The organism is Vogesella urethralis, from assembly GCF_007644045.2.
Taxonomy (GTDB): Bacteria; Pseudomonadota; Gammaproteobacteria; order Burkholderiales; family Chromobacteriaceae; genus Vogesella; species Vogesella urethralis.
In genome coordinates this window covers 141,477-163,213 of sequence record NZ_VMDW02000075.1, presented here as the reverse complement: position 1 = coordinate 163,213, position 21,737 = coordinate 141,477, and the positions used below count along the sequence as shown (strand labels likewise).

At 65.5% G+C, this 21,737-nt stretch carries 18 protein-coding genes; 9 read left to right on the top strand and 9 right to left on the bottom strand.

The genetic code is table 11. The features are described 5' to 3' along the window. The first annotated feature begins 62 nt into the window (after window positions 1–62). From FLQ03_RS07810 to FLQ03_RS07795, 4 genes are all read left to right on the top strand, one after another. Window positions 63–1,244, top strand: a complete 1,182-nt coding sequence (locus FLQ03_RS07810) for an acetyl-CoA C-acetyltransferase (RefSeq protein WP_144371421.1) — start codon at window positions 63–65, stop codon at window positions 1,242–1,244. A gap of 206 nt (window positions 1,245–1,450) precedes the next feature. Further along, complete coding sequence (locus FLQ03_RS07805) at window positions 1,451–3,250, top strand: aminopeptidase P family protein (protein ID WP_144371420.1); 1,800 nt, start codon at window positions 1,451–1,453, stop codon at window positions 3,248–3,250. A 224-nt stretch (window positions 3,251–3,474) separates the two neighbouring features. Next, window positions 3,475–4,242: a substrate-binding periplasmic protein gene (locus tag FLQ03_RS07800; protein ID WP_144371419.1), complete on the top strand. Its 768-nt coding sequence runs from the start codon at window positions 3,475–3,477 to the stop codon at window positions 4,240–4,242. A gap of 46 nt (window positions 4,243–4,288) precedes the next feature. Then, window positions 4,289–5,143, top strand: coding sequence for a substrate-binding periplasmic protein (locus FLQ03_RS07795; RefSeq protein ID WP_170252346.1), 855 nt, complete (start codon window positions 4,289–4,291; stop codon window positions 5,141–5,143). Between the two features lie 51 nt (window positions 5,144–5,194). On the opposite strand, the gene argS is transcribed toward FLQ03_RS07795, so the two are convergent. The 6 genes from argS to FLQ03_RS07765 all read right to left on the bottom strand — a co-directional run bounded on the left by argS (window position 5,195) and on the right by FLQ03_RS07765 (window position 11,141). Then, window positions 5,195–6,913 (bottom strand): arginine--tRNA ligase, encoded by a 1,719-nt coding sequence (gene argS / locus FLQ03_RS07790; RefSeq protein WP_144371417.1) that lies wholly within the window; start codon window positions 6,911–6,913, stop codon window positions 5,195–5,197. 115 nt (window positions 6,914–7,028) lie between these two features. Next, complete coding sequence (locus FLQ03_RS07785) at window positions 7,029–8,069, bottom strand: MBL fold metallo-hydrolase (protein ID WP_170252345.1); 1,041 nt, start codon at window positions 8,067–8,069, stop codon at window positions 7,029–7,031. Window positions 8,070–8,153: 84 nt separating this feature from the next. After that, window positions 8,154–9,503: a prephenate-dependent tRNA uridine(34) hydroxylase TrhP gene (gene trhP / locus FLQ03_RS07780; RefSeq protein ID WP_144371415.1), complete on the bottom strand. Its 1,350-nt coding sequence runs from the start codon at window positions 9,501–9,503 to the stop codon at window positions 8,154–8,156. Window positions 9,504–9,518: 15 nt separating this feature from the next. Beyond that, the gene (locus tag FLQ03_RS07775; RefSeq protein WP_144371414.1) at window positions 9,519–9,938 is read right to left on the bottom strand and encodes a hypothetical protein; all 420 of its coding nucleotides are present in this window, start codon (window positions 9,936–9,938) and stop codon (window positions 9,519–9,521) included. Between the two features lie 158 nt (window positions 9,939–10,096). Then, a complete protein-coding gene (locus FLQ03_RS07770; RefSeq protein WP_144371413.1) occupies window positions 10,097–10,306 on the bottom strand; it encodes a hypothetical protein in 210 nt (69 codons plus the stop codon). Continuing rightward, window positions 10,290–11,141, bottom strand: coding sequence for a ferritin-like domain-containing protein (locus FLQ03_RS07765; protein WP_144371412.1), 852 nt, complete (start codon window positions 11,139–11,141; stop codon window positions 10,290–10,292). The genes FLQ03_RS07770 and FLQ03_RS07765 overlap by 17 nt, the downstream gene beginning before the upstream one ends. Before the next feature lie 109 nt (window positions 11,142–11,250). Between FLQ03_RS07765 and fliW the strand changes: the two genes are divergently transcribed. The 5 genes from fliW to FLQ03_RS07740 all read left to right on the top strand — a co-directional run bounded on the left by fliW (window position 11,251) and on the right by FLQ03_RS07740 (window position 17,856). Then, window positions 11,251–11,691, top strand: a complete 441-nt coding sequence (fliW, locus tag FLQ03_RS07760) for a flagellar assembly protein FliW (protein WP_144371411.1) — start codon at window positions 11,251–11,253, stop codon at window positions 11,689–11,691. A 284-nt stretch (window positions 11,692–11,975) separates the two neighbouring features. Beyond that, window positions 11,976–14,078: a methyl-accepting chemotaxis protein gene (locus FLQ03_RS07755; RefSeq protein ID WP_144371410.1), complete on the top strand. Its 2,103-nt coding sequence runs from the start codon at window positions 11,976–11,978 to the stop codon at window positions 14,076–14,078. Between the two features lie 137 nt (window positions 14,079–14,215). Next, window positions 14,216–14,932: a GTP cyclohydrolase I gene (gene folE / locus FLQ03_RS07750; protein WP_144371409.1), complete on the top strand. Its 717-nt coding sequence runs from the start codon at window positions 14,216–14,218 to the stop codon at window positions 14,930–14,932. An 8-nt stretch (window positions 14,933–14,940) separates the two neighbouring features. Then, entirely contained in the window at window positions 14,941–15,369 is a 429-nt protein-coding gene (locus FLQ03_RS07745; RefSeq protein ID WP_144371408.1) for a BLUF domain-containing protein, read from the top strand. Window positions 15,370–15,651: 282 nt separating this feature from the next. Beyond that, a complete protein-coding gene (locus FLQ03_RS07740) occupies window positions 15,652–17,856 on the top strand; it encodes a TonB-dependent receptor (RefSeq protein WP_144371407.1) in 2,205 nt (734 codons plus the stop codon). 145 nt (window positions 17,857–18,001) lie between these two features. Here the strand turns inward: FLQ03_RS07740 and FLQ03_RS07735 are convergent, their stop codons facing one another. From FLQ03_RS07735 to FLQ03_RS07725, 3 genes are all read right to left on the bottom strand, one after another. Further along, a complete protein-coding gene (locus tag FLQ03_RS07735; protein WP_144371406.1) occupies window positions 18,002–19,249 on the bottom strand; it encodes a GGDEF domain-containing protein in 1,248 nt (415 codons plus the stop codon). 181 nt (window positions 19,250–19,430) lie between these two features. After that, a complete protein-coding gene (locus tag FLQ03_RS07730; RefSeq protein ID WP_144371405.1) occupies window positions 19,431–20,144 on the bottom strand; it encodes a GntR family transcriptional regulator in 714 nt (237 codons plus the stop codon). A 161-nt stretch (window positions 20,145–20,305) separates the two neighbouring features. Next, window positions 20,306–21,733 carry an aldehyde dehydrogenase family protein gene (locus FLQ03_RS07725; RefSeq protein WP_144371404.1) on the bottom strand — a complete coding sequence of 476 codons (1,428 nt, stop codon included), beginning with the start codon at window positions 21,731–21,733 and terminating at the stop codon, window positions 20,306–20,308. Between the last annotated feature and the right edge of the window lie 4 nt (window positions 21,734–21,737).

The window sequence follows — 21,737 nt, the reverse complement described above, 5'->3', positions numbered from 1 at the left end:
TTCTGTGCTAGATTGCGGTTTCACCCGTATCTGGCACAGAACAGAACAACCTGGAGAAAACCATGCAAGACATCGTTATCGTTGCAGCACTGCGTACCGCCGTTGGCAGCTTCGGCGGCTCCCTCGCCAAGATCCCGGCCCCGGAACTGGGCGCCACCGTGATTAAAGGCCTGCTGGCACAAACCGGCGTGAAGCCGGAAGACGTAAGCGAAGTGATTCTGGGTCAGGTACTGACCGCTGGCGTTGGCCAGAACCCGGCGCGCCAGGCAGTCATCAAAGCCGGCCTGCCGGTATCCACCCCGGCCTCCACCCTGAACGTGGTATGCGGCTCCGGCCTGCGTGCTGTGCATCTGGCTGCCCAGGCCATCGCCAGCGGCGACGCCGAGATCGTGATTGCCGGCGGCCAGGAAAACATGTCGCTGTCCCCGCACATCCTGCCGGGCTCGCGTGACGGCTTCCGCATGGGCAACACCCAGCTGGTAGACACCATGGTGGCCGACGGCCTGACCGACGTGTACAACCAGTACCACATGGGCATTACCGCCGAAAACGTGGCTGCCAAGTACGGCATCAGCCGCGAAGAGCAAGACGCGCTGGCCCTGGCCTCGCAGAACCGTGCCGAAGCCGCCCAGGCTGCCGGCAAGTTCGACGCCGAAATCGTGCCGGTACTGGTGCCGCAGCGCAAAGGCGACCCGGTAGCCTTTGCCAAAGACGAATACATCAAGGCCGGCACCTCGGCCGACAGCCTGGCAAAACTGCGCCCGGCGTTCAAGAAAGACGGCTCGGTTACCGCCGGTAACGCGTCCGGCATCAACGACGGCGCCGCTGCCGTGATGCTGATGACCGCCACCAAGGCCGACCAGCTGGGTCTGAAACCGCTGGCCGTGATCAAATCGTACGCCCTCACCGGCTGCGAACCGGAAATCATGGGCATCGGCCCGGTTGCCGCCACCCGCAAAGCGCTGGACAAAGCCGGCTGGAAAGTGGAAGACCTGGACCTGGTGGAAGCCAACGAAGCGTTTGCCGCACAGGCACTGGGCGTAGCCCGCGAACTGGGCTGGGGCGCCGACAAGGTGAACGTTAACGGTGGTGCCATTGCGCTGGGCCACCCGATCGGCGCCTCCGGTTGCCGCGTACTGGTGACCCTGCTGCACGAAATGCAGCGCCGCGACGCCAAAAAAGGCCTGGCCACGCTGTGCATCGGCGGTGGCATGGGTGTGGCACTGGCGGTTGAGCGTCCGTAAACCCGGCCCGCTCCGGCATGCCCAACCCCGCTACGGCGGGGTTTTTTCGTTGCTGCGCCGGGGTAAGGCGCGCAGCAAGCCGTTTGGCATGAACACGCACTACCGCAGCGTCCTGTTTACAGAACATTGCGTCCTGTCCGATTGGCCGTCTTGCCAGCCCCTGTCTCGCGCCGCAAAATGAATACAATATTCCAGCGAGAACCATCATGACCGCCACCCCTGTTTCCGCCCGCCTGGCCGCCCTGCGCCAACACATGCAGCAACACGGCATTGCCGCCTGTCTGATTCCGTCGTCCGACCCGCACTTGTCCGAATACCTGCCCGGCTACTGGCAGGGCCGCCGCTGGCTGTCCGGCTTTCACGGCTCGGTGGGCACGCTGATCGTGACCCAGGGCTTTGCCGGCCTGTGGGCCGATAGCCGCTACTGGGTACAGGCCGAGACCGAACTGGCCGGCAGCGAGATCCAGCTGATGAAGATCCAGACCGTGGCCAGCCCGCTGCACCTGGAATGGCTGGCGGCCAACTTGGCTAGCGGCGACGTACTGGTGGTGGACGGCGACGTACTGGGCCTGGCCGCCGCACGCGCACTACAAGCCGCACTGGACAAGGCTGGCGCTCGCTTGCGTACCGACCTCGACCCGCTGGCTGCCATCTGGGCCGAGCGCCCGGCACTGCCGGCGGCCGCCGTCTACGAACACTTGCCGCCGTTTGCCAGCACCCCGCGCCGGGCCAAGCTGGCCGCCGTGCGCGCCGCCATGCAGCAACACGGCGCCGACGCGCATTTCCTCTCCACGCTGGACGACATCGCCTGGCTGTTCAACCTGCGCGGCGCCGACGTCAACTACAACCCGGTGTTCATCTCGCACGCGCTGCTGCGCCACGACGGCGCTACGCTGTTTGTCGGCGCCGGCAAAATCGACGCCACGCTGGCCGCCACGCTGGCCGCCGATGGCATCACCGTGGCCGACTACCACGCTGCCAAGCCGGCACTGGCTGCCCTGCCCGCCGGCAGCCGCCTGCTGCTGGACCCGCGCCGCATCACGCTGGGCCTGCGCCAGGCGGTGGCCGATGGCGTACAAGTGGTAGAAGCGATCAACCCGTCCACGCAGCAGAAATCGCGCAAGACCGCCGACGAAGTGGCACACGTGCGCGAAGCGATGGCGCAGGACGGCGCCGCACTGGCCGAGTTCTTCGCCTGGTTCGAGGCCAACGTTGGCCGCAGCCGCATCACCGAACTGACCATCGACGAACAGATCACTGCCGCCCGCGCCCGCCGCCCCGGCTTTGTCTGCCCCAGCTTTGCCACCATCGCCGGCTTCAACGCCAACGGCGCGCTGCCGCACTACCGCGCCACCGAAGACAGCCATAGCGAGATCGCCGGCGACGGCCTGCTGCTGATCGACAGCGGCGGCCAGTACCACGGCGGCACCACCGACATCACCCGCGTGCTGGCGGTGGGCACCCCCAGCGACGCGCAGAAGCACGATTTCACCCTGGTGCTGAAAGGCATGATCCAGCTGAGCCTGGCGCACTTCCCGCAAGGTACGCTGTCACCGATGCTGGACGCGCTGGCGCGCGCGCCGATCTGGCAAGCCAACATCGACTTCGGCCATGGTGTGGGCCACGGCGTGGGTTACTTCCTTAACGTGCACGAAGGCCCGCAAAGCATCTCGCGCGCCATCCCCGAACCGCATATGGCGATGGAAGCCGGCATGATCACCTCCAACGAACCCGGCATCTACCGCCCGGGCCGCTGGGGCGTGCGCATCGAAAACCTGCTGCTGAACGTGGACGCCGGCAGCAGCGAGTTCGGTGATTTCCTGCGTTTCGAAACCCTGACGCTGTGCCCGATCGACAGCCGCTGCATCGTGCCCAGCTTGCTGACCCCGGCCGAGCTGGCCTGGCTCAACGCCTACCACGCCGAGGTATTCGCCCGCGTCAGCCCGCTGGTGAGCGGCGACGCCTTGGCTTGGCTGCAACACGCCACACGCCCGTTGTCGGCGTAACGCCGCCAGACAGCGGCTGCCGCGCGCGCCCCCGGGCCGGCAGCCGCTGCACATGCCAGCCCGCAGGCCACCCCTGCGCGGCGCCCCAGCGTCATGTCATTTAATTCCGCACAAATCAGCATGGGTAATGGCGAGCACCTTGCAAAGCCCACACTGTGGCAATAAATGGCATTAAAAGATCAGAATGTGCCATAGTGAAAAAACGCACCGCAGCCGGACGCCACATGAAAGCCTCGCTGATTGCCACCTTGCTACTGGCCACTTTCGCCCTGCCCGCCCATGCCCTGACCATCCTCACCGAGGACTGGCCCCCCGTCAGCTTTGCCAACGACAAAGGCCAGCCGGACGGCATGGCGGTTGCCGTCGTGCGCCTACTGCAAGACCGGCTGAAAGACAACAGCGCGATCCAGGTGCAGCCGTGGGCACGCGCCTACAACAGCCTGATCAACGACAAGGACGTCATGCTGTTCACGGTTGGCCGCAGCGCCGAACGTGAACGACTGATGACGCTGCTGGGGCCGATCCTGATCTCCAGCACCGATGTTTTTGCGCTGAAGCAGTACGCCGAAAGCATCCGCAAACTGCCGCCCGGCGCCATGCAGCAGCTGCAGACGGCGGCGTACCGCGGCAGCATTTTCGAATCCACGGCCAAGGCGCGCGGCTTCCAGGTATTCCCTACCACCGACCCGGCGCATTCGGCACGCATGCTGGTGGCAGGCCGGGTAAAACTGTGGGCGGAAGGCAATGTGGTGGTGGGCAATGTGTTGCGCGAACAAGGCTTGCCACCCGCCACGGTGGAGCGGGTCGCCACGCTGGACAAGCTCAGCCTGTACCTGGCGTTTTCACCCAATGTGCCGCGCGACACCATCCTGCGCTGGGAAAAGGCACTCAGCGATATCAAGCAGGATGGCAGCTTTGCCGCCATCCACCAGCACTGGTTTCCGCTAGACCCAGTGCCGCTCACCGTCGAACGGCTGGGCATCCAGAAGTAAGATTGTCGGACAGGGCAGTGCTATCATGCCGGCCATGCTATCGCGATTGCCCATTTTGACGGCCCTGCTGCTCGCCCAGACCAGCCATGCCGCCCCGCTGACCATCCTGGCCGAAGAGTGGCCGCCCTTTGTGTTCCTGAATGCTATCGACCGGCCGGCCGGTATGGCCGTGGAAATCGTCGAGGCCATCCAGCAGCGCACCGGCGACATCGCGCCGATTGCAGTGCACAGCTGGGATAGCGCCCTGGCCATCATGGATAGCCAGCCGCACCACATGATGTTCACGCTGGGCGCCACCGACGACCACCGCCGCCGCTATGTACAGCTGGGTCCCATCATGGTGGCCAGCGTGCAGGCTTATGCCCAAGCCAACCAGGCCAGGGCACTGGCCGCCCTGCCCGACCCGCAGCTGTACCGCGAACCCGCCACCGCCACGGCCGGCAGCATGGCTGCTGCCGCAGCGCAAGACGCCGGGCTAAAAACCTACCCCACCCGCGACGGCGAGCAGGGCCTGCGCCTGCTGCTGGCCAACCGCACCCGGCTTTGGGTGGAAGCCAATACCACCGTAGCGGCACAGCTGCGCTTCCTGGGGCAACCGGCCAACAGCGTGGCCAGCGTGCGCACGCTCAGCAGCCTGCCGCTCTACCTTACCTTCTCGGTGGGCACCCCGGCCGACACCGTGACGCGCTGGCAGCAAGCGCTGCAAGGCATGCTGCAAGACGGCAGCTACCGCGACATCCACCAGCGCTGGCTGCCACTGGAGGCGCCGGTCACGCGTATCCACTTGCTGCAGCCCGGCCAGCCAGACCCGGATGCCACGCCGCCCTTGCCGCCCGATGCGGCCAGCGCTCCGGCAGCCGAGGCGGCCACGGCCAGTAGCGCGCCCAGCGCTGCGCCATGAAAAAACCCGCCTGCTGGCGGGTTTGTTGTGCCCGAAGGGCGGCTGGCTGCGTTACATGGTTTCCAGCACGGCAATGCCCAGCAGGCCCAGACCGGCCTTCAGCGTCTTGGCGGTGGCTGCGGCCAACTGCAGACGGCTCTGGCGTACCTCGCCCTCGCTCTTCAGGATCGGGCAGGCTTCGTAGAAGCGCGAGAACAGCGTGGCCACGTTGTACAGGTAGCCGCACAGGTGGTGCGGCTGGCTGCCTTCGGCCACGGTGTACACCACGTCTTCAAACTGCGTCAGCGCCACCGCCAGCTGCTTCTCGGCCGCTTCGGTAATCACGATGGCGGCTGCCGGATCGAAGTCTTCGGCCTTGCGCAGCACGCTCTGCACGCGGGTGTAGGCGTACTGCAGGTACGGCGCGGTGTTGCCTTCAAAGCTCAGCATCGCGTCCCAGTCGAAGATGTAGTCGGTGTTGCGGCTCTTGCTGAGGTCGGCGTACTTCAGCGCGCCAATGCCCACCGCCTGCGCAATGCTGCGGCGCTCGGCTTCCGGCAGCTCGGCGTTCTTGCTGCTTACCAGCTGGTAGGCACGCTCGATCGCTTCGTCCAGCAGCTCGACCAGCTTGATGTTCTCGCCAGAGCGGGTTTTCAGCGGCTTGCCATCCGGGCCCATGATGGTGCCGTGGCCGATGTGCTCGAAGTCGGCACCCTCCGGCAGCCAGCCGGCCTTGCGGGCGGTAGTAAACAGCTGCTGGAAGTGCAGGCTCTGGCGCGAGTCAACCACGTACAGCGCGCGGTCCAGCTTCAAGGTGCCGATACGGAAGCGGATGGCACCCAGGTCGGTGGTGGCGTACAGGTAACCGCCGCCCTGTTTTTGCACGATAAACGCTGCCGGCTCGCCTTCCTTGTTCTTGAACTCGTCCAGGAACACCACTTGCGCGCCCTGGTCTTCGGTAAGCAGGCCTTTCTCGCGCAGCTCGTTCACCAGTACCGGCAGGTCGGCGTTATAGAAGCTCTCGCCGCGCACGTCGTCGTCGTTCAGCAGCAAGCCCAGCTTCTGGTAGATGGCGTTGCAGTGGGTCAGCGACAGCTTGACGAACTGCTGCCACAGCGCCAGCACCTCGTCGTCGCCGGATTGCAGCTTCACCACGTAATCGCGCGCCAGGTCGGCAAAGGCTTCGTCTTCGTCAAAACGCTTTTTGGACTGCTTGTAGAAGGTGTCCAGGTCCTTCAGCTCAACCGCCGCATCGCCCGCCTTCTGGGTTTCCACCATATAGGCCACCAGCATGCCGAACTGGGTACCCCAGTCGCCCACGTGGTTCTGGCGGATCACGTCGTGACCGATAAAGCTGTTCACGCGCACCAGTGCATCACCGATGATGCCGCCACGCAGGTGGCCGATGTGCATCTCCTTGGCCAGGTTCACCGACGAGTACTCCACCATCACGCGACGGGCGTCGGCCTTGGCGATGCCCAGGCTGTCGTCGGCCAGTGCGTTGGCCACGCGGCCGGCGATGAAGGCCGGGTCGAGGTGGATGTTGATGAAGCCGGGGCCGGCGATTTCCACCTTGCTGGCAATGCCGGCCAGGTCCAGCTTGGCAATCACCTGCTCGGCCAGCGCGCGCGGGTTGGTCTTCAGCGCCTTGGCGGCACCCATCACACCGTTGGCCTGGTAGTCGCCAAACTCCGGTTTGGAAGCAGGTTGCACGACGGCGGGGGCATCGGGCGCGCCGGCGGCGGCCAGGGCAGCGGCGACACGGGCGCTGATCAGTTGCTGGATAGTCATGGTGGGCCTTTATAAAATCAAAGGCCGGGCGACAAAGCGCCCGGCACGAATGCAATGCAGCAATTTTACGACCAAAGCGCCCTGCGGCCAACCTTTGCCGCAAGCGGCACGCACTTTATGGCAGGCGCAAGGTGCCGCCCAAGGGCAGCAGACGGAACGCCTGCTCGCTTACGCCCAACTGGCGCCGCGCCGCCGGCAGGTCGTCCAGTGGCGCATCCACCGCCTCGCTGGCCAGCGCGAACACGCCCCAGTGAATACCCACCGCCTGCCGCGCCTTCACGTCGCGGAACATCTGCACCGACTGCAGCGGGTCCACGTGCTGTGACGCCATGAACCAGCGCGGCAGGTAGGCGCCCACCGGCAACAGCGCCAGGTCGATGCTGCCCAGGCGGCGGCCGATGTCGGTAAACAGCGCCTGCTGGTAGCCGGTATCGCCCGAGTACCACACCGTCTTGCCCTGCCCTTTCACCGCCCATCCGGCCCACAGGGTTTCGTTGGTATCGGTCAGGCTGCGCTTGCTCCAGTGCTGCGCCGGCGTGGCGGTGTACTGCAGGCCGCCAAGGTCGGCGCTTTGCCACCAGTCCAGCGCGGTGATGCGGGTAGCGCCACGGTCGCGCAGCCAGGCATCGATACCCAGCGGCACCACGAACTGCGGCTGGCCGCCCGGCTGCGCCAGCAAGGCGTCGATGCTGTCACGGTCCAGATGGTCGAAGTGATTATGCGAGATCAGCACCACGTCGATACGTGGCAGCTGCGCCAGCGTGGCCGGCACCGGCAGGTAGCGGCGCGGCCCCAGCCACTGCACCGGCGACACGCGCTCGGAGAAAATCGGGTCGATCAGCACGTTCTGGCCGCCCAGCTGCAGCAGGCCGCTGGCGTGCCCCAGCCAGGTATAGCTGGCCGTGCTGCGGTTGGCCGCCAGCCACGCCAGATCCGGCTGCACGCGCGGTATGCGCTCGGGGCGCTGCACCACCTCGGGGCCGGTCCATTCCTCCCAGCGCCAGCGCAGGATGTCGCCCAGCCCCGGCTGATGGAACGGGTACAGGTTCTGGTAGCCATCGGCGGTGTGGTGCGGCGGGCTGCCCGCGGGGGGCTGGCTGCTACCGCACGCGGCCAACGTCAAGGCGGCCAGTGCCGCGGCAATACCATGCTTCATGCCTGCTTCCTGCGCAAAAAAATGCATTATGACAAAAGGCCGCCTCAACGGGCGGCCTTTCGATACGACAAACGCGGTGGCAGCTTACAGCAGGCGTGCCAGCAGCGCTTTTTCCATGCCGGCCATGCCCGGAATCTTCACCTTCACGCCGTTGCCCGGTGCCACGCTGGTGGCTTCGCCGTTGCGGGTCATTTCGGTCAGTTCCACCGTGCGGTTGCCGCTGGGGTGGATGATTTCCACGCGGTCGCCCACGGCAAAGCGGTTCTTCACGTCGATCAGCGCCCAGCCGTCGGCGTCCACTTCCAGCACATCGCCGACGTACTGGCTCTGCTTGGCGATGGAGTGGCCGGTCAGGTAGTTCTGGTACTCCTGCGTCTGGTGGCGTTCCAGGAAGCCCGGGGTGTAGCCACGGTTGGCCAGGCCTTCCAGCTCGGCCAGCAGGCTGAAGTCGAACGGGCGGCCGGCCACGGCGTCGTCGATGGCGCGACGGTAGGTCTGTGCGGTACGCGCCACGTAGTACAGGCTCTTGGTGCGGCCTTCGATCTTCAGCGAATCCACGCCGATCTTCACCAGCTTCTCCACCTGCTCGATGGCGCGCAGGTCTTTGGAGTTCATGATGTAGGTGCCGTGCTCGTCTTCCATGATCGGCATCATTTCGCCGGGGCGGTTGCCCTCTTCGATCAGGTATACCTTGTCGGCCAGCGGGTGGCGTTGCTGGCTGCCGCAGGACGAGAAGCTCTGGTTGGCTTCTTCCAGCGCCTTGCCGAAGTCGAAGTCGATCTTCTGCGGCTTCACGTCACCGGCGTCGTCGCCTTGGGTGTCGTGCACCTTGTAGTCCCAGCGGCAGGCGTTGGTACAGGTACCCTGGTTGGGGTCGCGGTGGTTGAAGTAACCGGACAGCAGGCAGCGGCCGGAGTAGGCAATGCACAGCGCGCCGTGCACGAACACTTCCAGCTCCATGTCCGGGCATTCCTGGCGGATCTCGGCGATCTCGTCCAGGCTCAGCTCGCGCGACAGGATGATGCGCTCCACGCCCATCTTCTGCCAGAACTTCACCCCCATGTAGTTGGTGGTGTTGGCCTGTACCGACAGGTGGATGGGCACGTGCGGCCAACGTTCGCGCACCATCATGATCAGGCCCGGGTCGGCCATGATCAGTGCGTCCGGGTTCATCTCGATCACCGGCTCCATGTCGGACATGTAAGTCTTGATCTTGCTGTTGTGCGGCAGGATGTTGCTGGCCACAAACAGTTTTTTGCCGCGGGCGTGCGCTTCTTCGATGCCGATGCGCAGCTCTTCCAGCTTGAAGTCGTTATTGCGGGCGCGCAGCGAGTAGCGCGGCTGGCCGGCGTAAACCGCGTCGGCGCCAAAGTCGTAGGCCGCGCGCATCTTGTCCAGCGTGCCGGCGGGCAGGAGCAGTTCGGGTGCTTTCATCGGAATCTCGTGGTGTCAGTGCAGCAGACAGGACATCGGCAGGGGCGCCAGGTCGGGCGCCACGAAGGCACGCCGCGCGTCATGATGCTGCAGTCTTTGTTCGGAATAATGGCGTGCCACGATGGCGCGGCTGTCGGCCATCAGGTCGGCGTTGGCGGCCAGGAAATCGTCCCAGCTCGCCTGCTGGCCCGGCTGCGCATCCAGCCGGCTGTACATGATGGCCAGCAGCGCCATGGTCAGCGTGTGATGGTATTTTTCTGCCGCGCCGTGCGCCATGGCATAGCGTGACAGGGTGTGGGCACAGCGGGCCGCGGCCTCGCGCGCCGGGTAGCGGCTGCGGTAGGCCCACGCGGCCAGCAGGTGCGCGCGGTGATCGAAATCGGCGGCAGGCAGCGCGTGTGTTTCCAGCTCGCGCAGGAATGCCTGGTAATCCATGGGTGTCTCCGGATACAAGACAAAGCAAAAGGCTCCGGGTAGGAGCCTTGTCGGTCATAAGGGTTTTGTGCGGCGCGATTATGCGCGTGCCCCCCGATAGCGTCAAGCCGGCAAACGGTCGGTTAAGCGACATTAAACCCCTGTTTTTCAACACCCTTTTAGCGACGGGGTTTTTTCATCAGCGCCAGCAGTCCCATGAACTGGCCGACGATGCCAACCAGCATCAGCACCGAGGCCAGCGCGGCCTCCCAGCTATCTGGCGACGCGGCGCGCACGGCGGAGGCCACGGTAAACAGCAAGGTGCCGCCAACGGTCACCGCCATCGCCAGACGGCGCTTGTGGCGCAGGGTATCAAACAGTTTTTGCATCGGGTGTCCTTTCGCCGGGGTGCTGCCGCGTCACGGCAAAGTCTTCCAGCATGTCCAGTTCGAATTGGCTGAAGCCGGCCGCCAGGCGGGCGTCCAGGTTGATCTCGCCGCGCAGCAAGCCCACGCGGTAATCGGCCAGCAGGCGGCGGAAGGTGGGCAGCGGGTCCAGCCCGCGCGCATCGCACAGGGTGGTGAACCAGTAGTTGCCTACCCGCACGTGGCCGATCTCGTCGCGCAGGATGATGTCCAGCACCGCCACCGAGTCGTGGTCGCCGATTTGCGCCAGCTTGCGCTGGATCGGCGGCGTGGCGTCCAGCCCGCGCGCCTCCATCACCCGCGGCACCAGCGCCATGCGCGTCAGCACGTCGTGGTCGGTATCCACCGCCATCTCCCACAGCGCGTTGTGCGCCGGGAAATCGCCGTAGGTGTGCCCCAATGCGGCCAACCTTTGCTGCAGCAGGCCGAAGTGCATGGCCTCTTCGGCAGCAATGCGCAGCCAATCCTCCACAAAAGCGTCCGGCATGTCGCGAAAGCGCCAGGCCGCGTCCAGCGCCAGGTTGATGGCGTTGAATTCGATATGGGCAATGGCGTGCAGCAAGGCTGCCTGCCCGGCCGGCGTGCCCAAGCCCCGGCGCGGCACCTTGCCTGGCGCCACCAGCGGCGGCTTTGCCGGGCGGCCCGGCGCCGGCACGCGGTACAGGGCGCCACCGTTTCGCACGCAGGCACCTGCCTGCCAGCTGGCGTATAACGCCAGCGCCTGCTGCGGTTTGGCAGCCACGTCATCGCACATCAGCACCGCCTCGATGGCGGGATAAAGGGAAATCGGCGTACTCATGGCGCGGCATTGTACCGTGCCGGCACGGTGCCACAAAGCTGACAAAAGTCAGTGCCGGCGGCCATACCTTGTGCATAATGAGGAAGTACACAACACCAAGGAGGATGCCATGCTGTTCAACTCCAGCCTGCTGGGCGAAGTCGAGGTCGACGAAAACACCATAATTACCTTCGAACACGGCCTGCCGGCGTTCGAACACTGCACCCGCTTCAAGCTGTTCCACGACGCCGACCGTGCCAACCCGCGCGTGTACTGGCTGCAATCGCTGGACACCCCCGACGTGCTGTTCAGCGTGACCGACCCCAGCCGCCTGGGCATCCGTTACGAAGTGAGCCTCAGCGACGAGGAAGTCGCCAGCCTGGGTCTTACCCGCCCGGAAGACGCCGCCGTGCTGCTGATCATCTACCGCGAACTGGATACCGAAGAGGCCAACCCGGTGATCGCCCAGCTGCGCGCCAACGTGCGCAACCCGCTGATCCTCAACCTCAGCAATCAGCGCGGCATGCAAAAGAACAACCTGAACTGCGACATCGTGTTCCACAACCACTAAGCCGCACCATTTCAAGGCAAAACGCACCCCCGTGGTGCGTTTTTTCATGGCCGCGGCGGCAGGTGCGCCGCGTGGGCGGCGGGTTGGACATGACATCCAGCGCACATCACCCTGGCGAGCAAGTATCGAAACTGAAACAACTTTTTTCGATTCCACACCAATCCATCTCACTCACCCGCCATTTTAACCAAGTATTTATCGATATTTGGCTTGATTCTTGCTGTGCCAGACAAAAAACAAACCAACAACAGGGCACACATAGCATGATAAGAACCAGCAAGGACATGGCACTTGCACCCGATGAGCGGCGCTGGCTACCGTGGCGCGGGCGTAATGGCAAACTGGCACTACGCTGGAGCAGCCTGCTGAACCGGCACCGTTACGAGGCGCTGGAGCAGGTATTCGCCAGCCTGGCCACCACCCGGCGCGACATCCTGCTGCGCTGGGCCAACGAGCAATGGGCACACCTGGCCGCACTGGCCAGCCAGCTCGACACGGCAGGCCGCTTTGACCCCGCGCTGCTGCAACGGCGCAAGCAGCTGGCCGGCGACTTTTCCGAGCTGTTCGTGGTAGCAGCCGACGGCCAGGTGGTGGCCTCCACCCACGGCACACCGCGCCGCCACGACTTTGCTGACGCACTGCAGGCCGGGCTGCGCAGCCGCTTCCTGCACGGCCCCTACCGCGACCCGCTCACCGCCAGCATCGGCCCGTCCAGCTCGCGCTTTCACGACGCGGTAACGCTGATGTTCTACCTGCCGCTGGGCAGCGATGGCCGCCACGCACTGTGCGGCCGCGTGCCCAACGACGTGCTGGGCGACCTGATCCAGCGAGAAGCCGGGCATATCTTTCACGAATCGGGCGACAACTACCTGTTCATGGCCAAGCCCGGCTTCGACCCCGGCATCGCCCCCGGTACCGCGCTGTCGCGCTCGCGCTTCGAGGACAAGACGTTCAGCCTGGGCGACAACCTGAAAGACGGCGTGCACACCGCCTACGGCACCGTGCGCGTGCAACAGCACACCGAGCTGGAACTGGTATTCAACAACCCTGCCAGCGGCCAGCTGCACCCTGGTGTGCGCGAAACCATCCGCCACGGCAGCAACACTTTCGTGCACTACCCCGGCTACGCCGACTACCGGCACATCCCGGTGATCGGCAGCGGCATTACCTTCCGCCTGCCCGGCTCGCCCGACCTGTGGGGCATGATGTGCGAGGCCGACCTGGAAGAGGTTTATCGCAGCCGGCCACTGGGCTACCGCCTGACCCGGCTCTACCTGTTGACCGCCATCCCGGCCGGGCTGGCCGGCTGGGGCATCAGCCAGTACGGTGGGCTGCCGGCGCCAGTATCGCTACTGCTGTTCTGGCTACTGCAAGGGCTGGGCGTGGCCGGCTTTTACTGGCTGGGCGCCCGTCACGTCACCCAACGGGTGATGGGGCTGATCCAGGCGGTACGCAGCCTGGCCGAAGGCGATGGCGACCTCACCCGACGCCTGCAGCGCAACGACAGCCAGCCGGACGAGCTGTCCACACTATCGCGCTGGATAGACAGCTTCATTGATAACCTGGAGTGCACGCTGCGGCTGGTACTGCACTCGTCGCGCGACATCGGCGTGGCCAACCTGCAGCTGCAGCAAAGCCAGCAGGACACCGACCACAGCGTGCGGGCCGTGCTGGCCCAAATGCACAGCGTGCAAGCCGAACTGGCCCGCCAGCAGGACACGGTTGGCCGCACGAGCGACGACGCCGCCAGCATCCGCCAGCGCATGGCCGACATGGCGCAAGACGCCGGCCGCCAGCTAAGCCTGGTGCGCGAGCGCAGCCGCGGCATCCGCGACTCGGTCGGCGCCTCTTCGCATACACTGCAACAACTGCAAGACAGCGCCCGCCAGATCGGGCAGATCGTCAGCGTGATCCACGACATCGCCGACCAGACCAACCTGCTGGCGCTGAACGCAGCGATCGAGGCAGCCCGCGCCGGCGAGGCCGGGCGCGGCTTTGCCGTGGTGGCCGACGAAGTACGCAAGCTGGCCGAGCGCACCGCCAGCGCCACGGTGCAGATTGACGGCATGATCGTCGACATCCGCCAGCAAACCGACGGCGCCGTCAACAGCATGGCCAACGGCATGCAGGAAATGGAAGAAGGCCTGCGCCTGGCAGAGGCTGCCGCCAGCGATAGCGGTGACGCGCAGCAACTGCTGGCACGGCTGGTGACCGGCATTGCCGACATGGCCCAGGCCAGCCAGGCCTGTACGGCAAGCATGCAGCAGGCTGCCGAAACCGCTGCCAGCATCGGCCAGGTACTGGACCACGGCAGCCAGTGCTCCGAGCAGACGGCACTGGCCAGCCAGCGCCTGGCCACACTGATGGCACAGTTCAAGACTGGCTGATCCGGCAGGGGCGAGTCGCCGCCGGCGATGCCCCTACTGGGCAAAGTGTTGCCTTTCCCCCGCCGCAAGGCTATCTTCCAAGCGCTTGACACCATAGAAACCAAGCGTGCTACCCGCACGGTGAGGAGCATAACCGCGTGAGCCAAGAGAGCCAGAAGCACACTGCCACCCAGTACGTACCCGTATCCGCGCGCATCCGCGAGCGCATTCGCGGCGCAAAACGCCGTTTCCATGCCAACGACAACATTGCCGAGTTCATCCAGCCCGGCGAGATGGACGAGCTGCTGGACGAGGTACAGTCCCGCATGAAGGACGTGCTGGACAGCCTGGTCATCGATACCGACAGCGATCACAACACGCAGGACACCGCGCGCCGCGTGGCCAAAATGTACCTGAACGAAGTGTTCAAGGGCCGTTACGTGCCGCAACCGGCGGTGACCGAGTTCCCCAACGCCGAACGCCTGAACGAGCTGATGATCGTGGGCCCGATCACCGTGCGCAGCGCCTGCTCGCACCACTTCTGCCCCATCATCGGCCGCCTGTGGATCGGCGTGATGCCGAACGAGCACAGCAACCTGATCGGCCTGTCCAAGTACGCCCGTCTGGCGGAATGGACCATGAGCCGCCCGCAGATCCAGGAAGAAGCCGTCATCCAGCTGGCCAACCTGCTGATGGAAAAAATGAACCCGGACGGCCTGGCCATCGTGATGGAAGCCGACCACTTCTGCATGCACTGGCGCGGCGTCAAGGACATGGATTCCAAGATGATCAATAGTGTGATGCGGGGCGTGTTCCTGACCAACCCGGACCTGCGCCGCGAGTTCCTGTCCCTGTTGCCCAACAAGAAAGCCTGAGGCCAACCATGCTTGTCCGCCTGCTCTACGCCAGCCGCAGCAGCCAGCCGCATACCGCCGCGCTGCTGGAAAGCATCCTGACGCAATCCCACACCCACAATCCGTCGCGCGGCATTACCGGCATCCTGTGCTACAGCGGTGACATCTTCATGCAGGTGCTGGAAGGCAGCCGCAGCGAAGTCAGCGCGCTGTACAACAGCATTGCCAAAGACCCGCGTCACCACGATGTGGAGCTGCTGCTGCTGGAAGAAATCACCGAACGCCGTTTCGCCAGCTGGACCATGGGGCAGGTAAACCTGGCCAAGGCCAACCCCAGCCTGCTGCTGCGCTACTCGGAAAAGCCGGAGCTGAACCCGTTTGCACTGGGTGGCGCCAGCTCGCTGGCGCTGCTGGAAGAGCTGATTGCCACTGCCGCCATTGTTGGCCGCAACAAGTAATCCGTCCCCCCCGCTACGACGCCCGGCCAGCTTGCTGACCGGGCGTTTTGCTTGTGGCAAGCAGCAAAAGAAAAACCCGTCCGGCAAGGGACGGGCGCGGCAAACGGGCCAAGCAATCTAAAGGAGCAACAATTTCCGAGAAGCTGCCGCCAGTGTAGCGCCGCAAGCTGTCAATTCGCTTTCAGCGCCGCCACGGCTGCGACACTATGCCGCACCCATGCTGCAGGCAGGGTCATTACACTTTCGACTTTGCGAAATCGTTGATAACCGCAGGTCGACATCATGCCCGCCCGTCCCCATCGCCTGACCCTCTCCATCAGCCTGGCGCTGATGAGCCTCGCCACCCACGCCGCCAACACCCAGACCCTGCCAGAGGTAGTGGTGCACGGCAGCAGCACCGCCAGCCGTGCCGTCCAAGCCGACGCCAGCACGCTCGCCAGCCAACAAGCGCGCAGCAACGACAGCGCCCGCCTGCTGGAAACCCTGCCCGGCATCAGCCTGCGCGCTGCCGGCGGCCTGTCTGCCCTGCCCGTGCTGCACGGCTTGGCCGACGATCGCCTGCTGGTGCTGACCGACGGCATGGCGCTGCTTGCCGCCTGCCCCAACCACATGAACAGTCCGCTGTCTTACCTAGATAGCAGCAAGGTGGGCAAGCTCGTCGTCCACAGCGCTACCGCCCCGGTCAGCACCGGGAGCGACCATATCGGCGGCGTCATCGAAGCCAGCCAGCCGGCACCGCGCTTTGCCGCCAGCGGTGAAACGCTGCGCAGCGGCGAGATCGGCGCCAGCTACCGCAGCAACGGCCACGCCGCCGCCATCGACGCCAGCGCCACCGTGGCCAACGATCACCTCAGCCTGCGCTACCGTGGCGATACTGCCCGCGCCGGCAACTACCAGGCCGCCCGCGACTTCAAGGCCGCCGGCAATGCGGCCAGCGGCCGTGGCTGGCTGGAAGGCGACGAAGTGGGCTCCAGCGCCTACCGTAGCGAGAACCACAGCATCGGCCTGGCCTGGCAAAACGACAATCACCTGCTGGAAGCCGAAGCCGGCATCCAGCGCAGCCCGTACCAGGGCTATGCCAACCAGCGCATGGACATGACAGGCAACCACGGCAACCAGGGCCGCCTGCATTACCAGGGGCAGTACGACTGGGGCACGCTGGACGCCCGGCTGTACGCACAATACGTGCGCCACAGCATGCAGTTCGGCGACGACCGCCAGTACGTGTATGGCAGCTACAGCGGCATGCCGATGGAAACCGCCAGCCACACCAAGGGTGGCAGCGTGGCGGCCAACCTTGCGCTAAGCCGGCAACATCAGCTGAACCTGGGCGCCGAGCTGCAACAATTCAGCCTGGACGACTGGTGGCCGCCAGCAGGCACCGGTAGCGGCATGATGAGCCCCAACACCTTCTGGAACATCCACCATGGCAGCCGCAAGCGCCAGGATATGTTTGCCGAATGGCAGGCCGACTGGCAGACGGCGTGGCAGACGGTGCTGGGTGCGCGCCTGAGCGAGGTCACCACCGACACCGGCAACGTGGCGGGGTATAACAGCATGGCGTCGTACGCCACCGACGCCGCTGCCTTCAATGCACGCGAACACCGCCGCCAGGACCATAACCTGGATTTGAGCGCCCTCGCCCGCTATACCCCGCAGGCCGGCCAGCAATGGGAGCTGGCCTACGCCCGCAAGACCCGCTCGCCCAACCTGTACGAACGCTACACCTGGGCCAGCATGGGCATGGCGGCCATCATGAACAACACCGCCGGCGACGGTAACGGCTACGTCGGCAACCCCGACCTCAAGCCGGAAGTGGCCCACACCGTCAGCCTGGGCGGCAGCTGGCAGGATGCGGCCAACACCCGCTGGCAACTGCGGCTGACGCCTTACTACAGCTACGTGGAAAACTATATCGACGCGCAGCGCTGCGGCACCACACTGTGCGGCGGCAGCAGCAACCTCACCAGCACCAGCAGTTTCGTCACGCTGCAGTACGTCAACCAGCGCGCCCAGCTGTACGGTGCCGACCTCAGCAGCAGCTATCGACTGGCCGAGCACAGCGCCCTTGGCCAGTTGAAGTTGGCCGCCGTGGTCAACTACACACGCGGTAAAAACCTGAGTACCGGCGGCGACCTGTACAACATCATGCCGCTCAACAGCCGCCTCAGCCTGACGGCCGAGCAAGGTAGCTGGCAACACGGGGCGGAATGGCTGGCCGTCAGCGCCAAAACCCACGCCTCGGCGGCACGCAACGAACTGCATACGCCGGGCTACAGCCTGCTGAACCTGCATAGCCGTTACCAGGGCAAGCACTACACGGTGGATGTGGGGGTGGACAACGTGTTCAACCGCTACTACGTACAGCCGCTGGGCGGGGTCTACATCGGCCAGGGCATGACCATGAGCAAGAACGGCGTGGCTTGGGGCGTGGGCCTGCCTGGCCCGGCGCGGTCGTTCTATACCGCGCTGCGCTACCGTTTTTAGGGCCTGCAGATGCCATTCCTGATGCGCCAGCGCTAGTCAAGCGGCGGCAATGTGCGAAAACCGGACGCAGCCAGGCGATCCCTGCCTGCACGGCTTGGCAACACCGTGCCCCGCATGGCGAGCGCCCCGGAGGACGGCCTGCTGCCTAACCGGCCACCACCACATTGCGGCCGGCAGCCTTGGCCTGATACAAGGCGCCATCCACGCGGCTGACCAGGCTGTTCATGCTCTCACCCGGCAGGTACTGCACCACGCCCTGACTGACCGTAATGGCCGGCAGCGCGCCGCCGCCCTCCACCCCGGCCACGGTCAGGCGCAGGCTGTCGGCCAGCTGCAGTGCGTTATCCAGCTGGGTGCCGGGTAACAACAGCATGAACTCCTCGCCGCCCCAGCGGCACAGGGTGTCGCTTTCGCGCAGGCGGGACGCCAGCAGCCGCGCCAGCGCCACCAGCACCTGGTCGCCGGTCAGGTGGCCGTAGCCGTCGTTTACCTCCTTGAAGTGGTCGACATCCAGCAGCACCAGGCAAAAATCGGTATCTTGCGCCCGCTTGCCAGCCAGCGCCTGCTCCAGCTGCTGCATCATGTGACGCCGGTTCCACAAGCCGGTCAGCGGGTCGCGCAGCGCGGCTTGCTCCAGGTCGCGGCGCAGCCGTTCCTGTTCGGTCACGTCGTGGATCACGCACAACATCATGCGGCGCCCGGCCAACATGATGGGGCCGGCGTAGGTCTGCACGTTGCGCAGGCTGCCGTCGGCCAGCCGGTGCACGAAATTCAGCGGCCGGTGCCCGCCAGGCAAGCGCGCCACGGCCTGCATCACCGGCAGGATGCTGCGACCGGCGGCATTGATTTCCCAGGTGTGCTTGCGGGCAAATTCTTCGCGCGTATAGCCGTAAAAGCGGCTGGCGGCTTCGTTGGCATCGACAATCCGGCCATCATCGACGGGGTCGATCAGCAACATCGGGGCGGAATTGGTACGGAACAGCGCTTCGTAGAAGCGGCGCACCTCGGCGTCTTCTTCGCCTGGGGCCTCGGTACCCAGCCGTGCCGGCCACGCATGCAGCATGGCATCGCCGGGCACCATCGCCTCCACCAAGATGGCCCCGGCATGCTGGCCAAGCTGCAACAGCGTCAGCCGGCACGGGATGGGCAGCCACTGGCCATGGCGGCGGAAGGTCCACACCTCCACTACCTGATCGCGCGCCAGCACCGACGGGGTGTACGCTGCCAGCGTTTGCTCCGGGTGCGCCGACAGCGCACCGCTGCGCAGCTCGGCCACCGACAGCCCGTCCGCCAGCGCCAGCGCTACCTGGTTGGCAAACAGTGTGGCCTCGGTTTGTGGCGCCACGATCCACACCGGCGTACTCAGCGCGTTCAGGGTTTCATAAACAGGCATGCGGCTTCAGTGCCGAAGCACTGCCATGTAGATATCATTTTCCATACTAGAAACGATACCGGCCTGTTTCAATAAATAGAAGTTATCAACTAGGTCAACAAACAGAACACGCTGTACAGCAGCCACCCCGCAGAAGCTCAGGACTGCCGTTACCATGACCCTGCCGATGGCAGCGCCGGCCTCAGGTGGCCGACGCAGCCGGCTTGCGGCCACGCCGTGGTTTGGGCGCCGCTTCGTGGGCGCGGTACCACGCTTCCAGTGCTTCTTCGGCGTGCAGGATGTGCTGGCGCAGGAAGGCCGCTGCGCTGATGGCGTCTTTCTGTTTGCACAGTGCCAGCAGCTGGCTGTGCTCGTGGTGGGCGCGGTCGCTGAAGCCGGTCAGCAGTATCTGCATGCGGGTGTAGCGGTCGGTGCGGTTGTGCAGCTGCTCGATGATGGCCAGCGTCTGGCCTCGGCCGGCGGCGCGGTACAGCGCCAGGTGAAACTGCGCGTTCAGAATGCCCCAGGCGCCGATGTCCTTGTTACGCAGTGCTACTTCAAACTGCCCCAGCAGTGCTTCGGCTTCGGCCAGGTCGGCGCTGGTCTGGCGCGGAATCGCCTCCAGCAGCACGTCGCACTCCAGCAGCACGCGCACGCGCAGCAGTTCCACGATCTCGGGCAGCGACAGCTGCGTCACCACGGCGCCACGGTTTTCGTTGATGGTGACCAGCCCTTCGGCTTCCAGCTGGCGCAGTGCCTCGCGGATCGGCACCCGGCTCATGCCCAGCTGGCGCGACAGCGCCTCTTGCCGCAGTTGGCCGCCGTCGGCCCATTCCCCCGCCAGAATGCGCTGGCGAATCGCCTCGGTGGCCACCTGCACCAGGCTCTGGCTACCTGTTTCCTGCTGTGTACTCATGAAGCATTACCCGTTGAAGATGGCCAACCCTAACACAGCGGCAAAAAAAACGCCCCCATGCGGGGGCGACAGGCTGCACAAGGCAGAGCAAACCCTGCTGCCGGCGGTGCCGCGGGGGCAGCACCGCCAGCCAGGGGCGTTTCGCGGGGTGCGAAACGACCCTACAGGCCGAGATAAGCGGTTTTCACCGTGGTGTAAAACTCCACCGCGTGGCGCCCCTGCTCGCGCGGCCCCAGGCTGGAGCCTTTGCGGCCGCCAAACGGCACGTGGTAATCCACGCCGGCGGTGGGCAGGTTCACCATTACCATGCCGGCCTCGGCATGGCGGCGGAAATGGGTGGCCAACGCCAGCGACTGGGTGCAGATACCAGCAGCCAGGCCGTACGGCGTGTCGTTGGCCAGCGCCAACGCGTGCTCGTAGCTGTCGGCGCGCAATACCGCCGCCACCGGGCCGAAGATTTCTTCGCGGCTGATGGCCATCTGCGGCGTGCAGTCGGCAAACAGCGCCGGCTGCTGGTAGTAGCCGGGCGTGGCCAGCTGCAAGGCATCGCCGCCGCACAGCAAGCTAGCGCCTTCGGCCTGCCCCTGCGCCACATAGCGCAGGTTGGCCGCCAGTTGCGCCTCGCTGGCCACCGGGCCGATTTGCGTATCCGGCGCCAGCGCATTGCCCACCCGCAAGGCCGCTGTACGCTCGGCCAACCGCGCCACGAAAGCCTCGTAAATACCGGCGCAGACGATCAGCCGGCTGCTGGCAGTACAGCGCTGGCCGGTGGAATAGAATGCGCCGTTGATCGCGCACTCCACCGCTTGCTCCAGCCTGGCGTCGTCGGCCACCAGCAGCGGGTTCTTGCCGCCCATTTCCAGCTGCAGCTTGATGCCGCGTGCGGCGCAGGCAGCGGCCAGCGCCTGGCCGGTGGCTTGCGAACCGGTAAAGCTCAGCGCGTCGATGCCAGCATCCAGCATGGCCGGGCCCAGCACGCGGCCGCTGCCCATCACCAGGTTGAACACGCCGTCCGGCAGGCCGGCGCGCTGCAAAATATCCGCCAACGCCCAGCTACTGGCCGGCACCAGCTCGGCCGGCTTCAGCACCACGGCATTGCCGAAGGCCAGCGCAGGCGCGGCTTTCCAGGCGGGGATAGCAATGGGGAAATTCCACGGCGTAATCAGCCCCACCACACCCACCGGCTCGCGGCTGACGGTAACTTCCACGCCGGGGCGCACCGAATCCAGCCACTCGCCGTGACCACGCAGCGCCTCGCCGGCAAAAAACTTGAAGATCTGCCCGGCGCGGGCCACCTCGCCCACCGCCTCGGCCAGGGTCTTGCCCTCTTCGCGCGCCAGCAGCGTGCCCAGCTCCTGCTTGCGCGCCAGGATTTCGCTACCGGCCGCGTCCAGGATGTCGGCACGCTGCTGCACCGTGGTGGCACGCCAGCCCGGCAGCGCCGCCCGCGCTGCGGCTACCGCGTCGCGCATATCGTCGGCACTGGCCGTGGCAAACTCGCCCACCACGTCGTGCAGGTCGGAAGGGTTACGGTTGACGATGGCGTGGCCGCTGCCGCGCCATTGCCCGTCGATCAGGTTGCAAAACATGGCT

What these genes read in the sequence shown, in the direction of transcription:
- FLQ03_RS07810 (WP_144371421.1), top strand. Translation starts at nt 63, where the DNA reads ATGCAAGACATCGTTATCGTTGCAGCACTGCGTACCGCCGTTGGCAGC.
- FLQ03_RS07735 (WP_144371406.1), bottom strand. Translation starts at nt 19,249, where the DNA reads ATGCCTGTTTATGAAACCCTGAACGCGCTGAGTACGCCGGTGTGGATC.
- fliW (WP_144371411.1), top strand. Translation starts at nt 11,251, where the DNA reads ATGCTGTTCAACTCCAGCCTGCTGGGCGAAGTCGAGGTCGACGAAAAC.
- argS (WP_144371417.1), bottom strand. Translation starts at nt 6,913, where the DNA reads ATGACTATCCAGCAACTGATCAGCGCCCGTGTCGCCGCTGCCCTGGCC.
- FLQ03_RS07785 (WP_170252345.1), bottom strand. Translation starts at nt 8,069, where the DNA reads ATGAAGCATGGTATTGCCGCGGCACTGGCCGCCTTGACGTTGGCCGCG.
- FLQ03_RS07755 (WP_144371410.1), top strand. Translation starts at nt 11,976, where the DNA reads ATGGCACTTGCACCCGATGAGCGGCGCTGGCTACCGTGGCGCGGGCGT.
- FLQ03_RS07770 (WP_144371413.1), bottom strand. Translation starts at nt 10,306, where the DNA reads ATGCAAAAACTGTTTGATACCCTGCGCCACAAGCGCCGTCTGGCGATG.
- FLQ03_RS07800 (WP_144371419.1), top strand. Translation starts at nt 3,475, where the DNA reads ATGAAAGCCTCGCTGATTGCCACCTTGCTACTGGCCACTTTCGCCCTG.
- FLQ03_RS07745 (WP_144371408.1), top strand. Translation starts at nt 14,941, where the DNA reads ATGCTTGTCCGCCTGCTCTACGCCAGCCGCAGCAGCCAGCCGCATACC.
- FLQ03_RS07775 (WP_144371414.1), bottom strand. Translation starts at nt 9,938, where the DNA reads ATGGATTACCAGGCATTCCTGCGCGAGCTGGAAACACACGCGCTGCCT.
- FLQ03_RS07805 (WP_144371420.1), top strand. Translation starts at nt 1,451, where the DNA reads ATGACCGCCACCCCTGTTTCCGCCCGCCTGGCCGCCCTGCGCCAACAC.
- FLQ03_RS07765 (WP_144371412.1), bottom strand. Translation starts at nt 11,141, where the DNA reads ATGAGTACGCCGATTTCCCTTTATCCCGCCATCGAGGCGGTGCTGATG.
- trhP (WP_144371415.1), bottom strand. Translation starts at nt 9,503, where the DNA reads ATGAAAGCACCCGAACTGCTCCTGCCCGCCGGCACGCTGGACAAGATG.
- FLQ03_RS07730 (WP_144371405.1), bottom strand. Translation starts at nt 20,144, where the DNA reads ATGAGTACACAGCAGGAAACAGGTAGCCAGAGCCTGGTGCAGGTGGCC.
- FLQ03_RS07725 (WP_144371404.1), bottom strand. Translation starts at nt 21,733, where the DNA reads ATGTTTTGCAACCTGATCGACGGGCAATGGCGCGGCAGCGGCCACGCC.
- FLQ03_RS07740 (WP_144371407.1), top strand. Translation starts at nt 15,652, where the DNA reads ATGCCCGCCCGTCCCCATCGCCTGACCCTCTCCATCAGCCTGGCGCTG.